The organism is Rhizobacter sp. P3_C12 (genome assembly GCF_056402735.1).
In genome coordinates this window covers 1-5,736 of sequence record NZ_JBFUGW010000341.1, presented here as the reverse complement: position 1 = coordinate 5,736, position 5,736 = coordinate 1, and the positions used below count along the sequence as shown (strand labels likewise).

Here is a 5,736-nt window from a genome sequence, read left to right as displayed (position 1 = left end):
GTGCTGCACGCGTACGTCCACCAGGCGGTGATCCTGACGCGGCTCGACGAAGCACCACTCGTTGGCCGGCCGGTGCAGTTCTGGACGCTGTGGTCGGCGGTGAACACGACGGCAACGGCCGCTGTACGGGCGTCAACACAACCCACCGTGGAGGCCTGAATGGGCGGCCGCACCACCATCTCCAGCAGCGAGACGCGCGTCGAGGCGCTGAAGCTGCAGAGCAGCGCGCAGGGCGTGACGATCCCGATCGTCTACGGCGTGAACCAGATCAGCGGCAATCTGATCTGGTACGGCGACTTCAAAGCCGTCCCGCACACGACGAGCCAGCAAGCCGGCAAGGGCGGCGGCGGGGTCAGGTCCGAGAGCACGACGTACACCTACACCGCCTCGGTGATGATGGGTCTGTGCCACGGCCAGATGAACGGCGTCCCCCGAGTCTGGCGCGGCAAGAAGCTCTACAACGGCGGGATCCGCGGCGACCAGTTTGCCTCAGTGCGCAAGACCTACGCGGTCCCGGCCGCCGGCCCGATGTCGACCACGCTGGATGCCGCGTTCGCGTCACTCCAGGCGGTGTATGTCCCGATCTCCTTCCTGAAGTCCCAGCTTGCCAACGGCGTGGACTACTCGGTCGACACCGACGGCGAGCTCGCCGTCGTCAAGATCCTGAACGACAAGTACCGTGGCATGGYGGTSACGATCGACTACCTGGTCGTCACCGCCGGCACGAAGCAGAGCGCGCTSGASGAGCTGGGCCTSAGCTTCAAGACCGGCGCGCTCGGCCAGGCGCCGTGGTCSTACCTGCAAGGCGCGAACCCGGCGCAGGCGCTCGGMTACAGCGGCCTGGCCTACGTGTGCGCGAAGGACTACGACCTGGGCGGCTCGGCACAGGTCGAGAACCACACCTTCGAGATCCAGGGCAGTCTCGCGTACTCGCTCGGCAGCGCGGTCCCTGATGTGGACCCGAGCCGGGTGTTGCTGGACCTGCTGATGAACGGCCGCTACGGGGCCAACATCGCGAGCGATCGGCTCGACGGCATGCAGGACTGGTCGGACTACTGCGTCGCCAGCGGTCTGTTGGCCTCGCCCGCTTTGACCGAGCAGATGAGCGCAGCCGAGCTGGTCAAGGTGTTCGGGCAGTTGACGAACACCGCACCGGTATGGAGCGCCGGCAAGCTCAAGATGATCCCGTACGGCGACAGCGTCGAGGCGGGGCTCGGCCGCACGTTCACCCCCAACGTGACGCCGGTCTACGACCTGACCGATGACCACTTCATCCCGAGTCCGGGCGAGCCACCGGTGAAGCAGCAGCGCAAGAGCCCGGCCGACGCGAAGAACCACTTCCGGGTGCAGTACCGCAACCGGGCCAACAGCTACAACGTGGATGTGGCCGAGGCGAAGGACCAGGCGGACATCGACGCGCACGGCCTGCGCTCCGAGGCCATCGTGAAGGCCGACTGGATCACCGACGGCGCCGTCGCGCGCCTGGTCGCCCAGCTGATGCTGCAGCGCTCGCTGTACATCCGCGCAACCTACACCTTCAAGCTGCCGGCGAACTTCAGTTTGCTGGAGCCGATGGACCTGGTCACGCTGACCGATGTCGGGCTCGGGCTGGACCGGCACCCGGTGCGCATCACCGCCACCGACGAGGAGAACGACGACGGCGACCTGACGGTGACGGCCGAGGACTTCCCGGYTGGCGTGGCGAGCGCCACGATGTACCCGAGCGAGGTCAATGCGGGTTACCTGCACGACTACAACGCGGCGCCRGGCAACGTGGACGCGCCGGTGCTGTTCGAGGCGCCKGTGRGSYTSACGCAGACCGGSCTCGAGGTSTACGCGGCCGTGAAGGGCAGSAGCRCRGCCTGGGGCGGCTGCAGCGTGTGGGTCAGTGTCGACGGGCTGAACTACCAGAAGGTCAGCACGCTGCACGGGCCGGCGCGCTACGGGCGGCTCGCCACCTTCATCAGCGGCGACAGCGTCACGGTGAACACCAGCGGCCAGCTGATCAGCACCAGCGCGGCCGACGCGGCGGCGCTGGGCACGCTCTGCTACGTCGGCGGCGTCGCGCCCGAGTACTTCGCCTTCCAGACCGCGGCGCTGCTCGCCCCGAGCACGTATGCGCTGTCCGGCCTGGTGCGCGGCGCGCACGGCACGCCGACCACCGGCCACCAGGTCGGCGACGCCTTCGTGCGCGTGGACAGCGCGATCGGCAAGAGCGGGCCGCTGGAGCTCAGCTTCATCGGCAAGACGATCCACTTCAAGTTCACGAGCTTCAACATCTTCGGGGCGGCCGAGCAGAGCCTGGCCGAGGTGCAGGCCTACGACTACCGGGTCACCGGCGTGATGGCGGCGCTGCCGCCGTCGGCGCCGACAGACGTGTCCGCGTCTTTCGAGCCGTTCGGCGTGCGCCTGAAGTGCGCGAAGAACCCCGAGCCGGATGTGGTGGGCTACGAGTGGCGAGTCAGCACGGCGCAGGGTGCGACCTGGGCCAGCGCCCAGGTGCTCGAGCAGCAGGGCGGCACCTCGCACCTGTGGGCCGTGCAGGCGGCCGGATCGTTCACCGCCTGGGTCGCGGCGGTCGACGCCTTCGGAAACCGCAGCACGCCGACCAGCGTCGCCGGCACCGTCGCCGCGCCGACGATCTCGGCGCTGAACGCGACCATCGTCGGCACCGACCTGCAGCTCGACTACACGGGCGTGCCGGGCGCATTTGCGATCGGCGGCTACGAGCTGCGCTTCGGCGACAGCTTCGCGACCGCGACGGTCGTGGGCGTCTTCCAGATCACGCGGCACCTGCACCGCATCAACTGGGGCGGCGCGCGGCGCTGGTGGGTGGCGGCCGTCGACGTGAAGGGGAACCGCGGCAATGCGGCCTCCGTCGACACGGTCGTCACCGTGCCGGGCGCGATTGTTGGTTCGCGCGCCGAGGTCGTCGACAACAACGCGCTGCTGTACTGGAGCGCGCCGACCACCGGTAGCCTCCCGATCGACCGCTACGAGGTCCGCAAGGGTGCGAGCTGGGCGGCTGGCACCATCGTCGGCTCGAACGGCAACAGCACCTTCACCGCGATCTTTGAGCAGCAGGCGGGCGTCTTCACGTACTGGGTCGCGGCCTTCGACAGCGCCGGCAACACCGGCACACCGGTCGGGATTGCGGCAACCATCAGCCAGCCGCCCGACTACGTGCTGCGCACGCAGATCCGCTCGACCTTCGCCGGCACCGCGACGAACTTGTTCCTCGAAGACGGTGCGCTGCTCGGGCCGGTGGCGCCGGAGACCTGGGCACAGCACTTCGAATCGCACGGCTGGACGAGCCCCCAGGCGCAGATCGACGCCGGCTTCCCGCTGTACGCCGAGCCGAGCACGACGAGTGCCACCTACGACGAGACCTTCGACTACGGCACAGCGCTGCCGCCGACCATCGTCACCGTGACGCTGGGCGCTTCCGTGATCGCCGGCCAGGTCAACAGCTCGTGCCAGATCTACACCAAGCTCAACAGTGCAGACGCCTGGACAGCCGCCGCGGCAGGCGCCACCAGCGTGCTGGCGGCCAGCTTCCGGTACGTGCGCGTGGTGTGGACCTTCAGCTGCAGCGCTGGGGCGAATCTGATCCGCATCGCGAGCCTGGACGTGAAGCTGTCCAACAAGCTCAAGACCGACTCGGGGCGCTTCGTGATCACCAACGCGGCGACGGGTGTGGCCGTGCCGTTCGGGGTCGCCTTCATCGATGCCGACACGCCGCTGTGCCAGGCCAACGGCACGACGGCGCTGCTGCCCATCRTTGATTTCCTCGATGTGCCGAACCCGACCGGCTTCACCGTCTACCTGCTCAACCCGCAGACCGGGCAGAAGGTCACCGGCTCGGGCGGCTGGACCGCTCGCGGGTACTGATCACGGGACCGCGGACCCCTTTCTTCCTCCTTCATTCACGACAACAGCCATTCGACGAACAGACCACCATGCCGATCGACTTCAGCAAACCCGTCACCACCGATCGCTACGACACCGGCGTCCTGCCGCAAATCAAGGCCTCCCTCAGCGCGCTCGCGCAGTGGATGGACCCGGCCTATGCCGGTGCCGTCACCAGTCCGCCGGCGGGCGCGAAGCGCTTCAGCGGCGGTGTAATCCAGGAATTCAACGGAAGCAGCTGGGTAGAGAAGTCGACCAACTACCTGAAGAACAACGCACCGGTCAGCTACTCGTCGGTGTCGATCGCGGGCGCGACCAACGGCTGGGCGGGTGTGCAGTTCAGCGACACGGCCAAGCTGTACTCGCTGATGATGAATGTGACCGACGGCGCTTCGGGCCTCTTTGCGGTGACCGATGGCCAGTGGAAATGGCACTTCAATAACGTCGGCGAGTTGGCGGTCGGCACGGTGCCGTGGGGGCGGGTAAGTGGGGTGCCTGCAATCGCCGGTCTGTCCGCAGACACGAACGCGACCGGGAACTCGGTCGTGCAGCGCAACAGCGCCGGCCATGTGATCGCTACCTACCTTGGCCAGGTTTCCGGCAACGACGAGAACCCGGGCATCAGCCAAGTCATGGTGACCAACGGCGACGGCTACTTGCGCAAGGCGGGCATCGGCCACCTCGGCAACAGCATCGTGGTGCCATGGGGCAACGTCTCCGGGCGGCCGGGCTCGATGTCGCAGTTCTTCAACGACGTGGGGTTCGTGTCGTGGAACAGTGCACCGGTCTTCGCCGGCCTGGTCTACGGGCGCGGCGGCGGCGATGGGCTCGGGCGCATCACGATGACGAACGTGGCCGGCCAGCCGTCGGGCGGCGCGCCGGGCGACATCGTGTTTGTGTACTGAAGGGGAGCAGGCGTGGCAGAGATGTGGCGGTACGACAGCGGCGGCGTGGCGCGCAAGGCCCGCGAGGTGTGGCGTTACGACGCCGGCGGCACGGCGCGCAAGGCGCGAGAGATCTGGCGCTATGACCCGAGCGGCATCGCCCGGAAGGTCTTCAGTGGGTCATTCGTGTTGATGGCGTCGTCCGCAACGGCACAGGGATCGGGCTTGACGTCGACGCGTGGGGCCAACGTCACGGTGACGACCTCCTCGGTCACGCTCACGGTGCAAGGTGGGTCGGGGATCTTCACCTACGCCTGGGCGACCTTGTCGGGATCGGCCGCGACTGCGTTGTCACCGAATGCCGCGACGACGAGCTTCCGGCGCAATGGCGCTGCCCCAACGACCGTCGGTCAGGCGAACACGCTGAGTGGCGTGCAGCGGTGCACGGTGACGGAAACGAGCACGGGYGAGGTGCGGACGATCGATGTGACGGTGGTCACCGAGCACTGGTACGACCGCTGAAGCTCAAGCTGGCGTACTTGGTCAGGGAGGGTCACGAAGAACTTAACGGCGATGGCTACGCGGCAAGTGCTGCCATTCTCGCCATGTAGACGAATGCCTGTCGCCCGCCCGCGGCAGCCATCGTCAGCTGAACCTACCGACCGCTCAGGCTGTAAGCAGCCGGTGAGGTTTCGAGAGGGAAAGCCGCTGGCCGCTGAGACCAATCGTCGGGCGCCGTGCGCACGGCGGCTGCCCCTTGAATTGGGAAGTCAAACGATGGCGGACAGTCCTTCGTCTTGCCGCACGCCTGCGTGCGCTGGCAGACAGACGGCGGTGTCACACGGTGCCATGGTCTGCTTATCGGCGGCGCCAAGTGACATCGCACGTTGAGCTACGTATGCGTCAAGGGGTGCAGGCGCAGACCACCCCCACCGTCCTCCCC

Annotated in this window: 3 protein-coding genes; all 3 read left to right on the top strand. The window is 67.5% G+C overall.

Annotated features, from left to right (window positions below):
* Window positions 1-159 precede the first annotated feature (159 nt).
* Window positions 160-3,891 carry a phage tail protein gene (locus AC1DXV_RS30420; protein WP_477937176.1) on the top strand — a complete coding sequence of 1,244 codons (3,732 nt, stop codon included), beginning with the start codon at window positions 160-162 and terminating at the stop codon, window positions 3,889-3,891.
* Window positions 3,892-3,959: 68 nt separating this feature from the next.
* Window positions 3,960-4,814: a hypothetical protein gene (locus AC1DXV_RS30415; RefSeq protein ID WP_477865911.1), complete on the top strand. Its 855-nt coding sequence runs from the start codon at window positions 3,960-3,962 to the stop codon at window positions 4,812-4,814.
* 12 nt (window positions 4,815-4,826) lie between these two features.
* Window positions 4,827-5,315 (top strand): hypothetical protein, encoded by a 489-nt coding sequence (locus AC1DXV_RS30410; protein WP_477865912.1) that lies wholly within the window; start codon window positions 4,827-4,829, stop codon window positions 5,313-5,315.
* The last annotated feature ends 421 nt before the right edge of the window (window positions 5,316-5,736 follow it).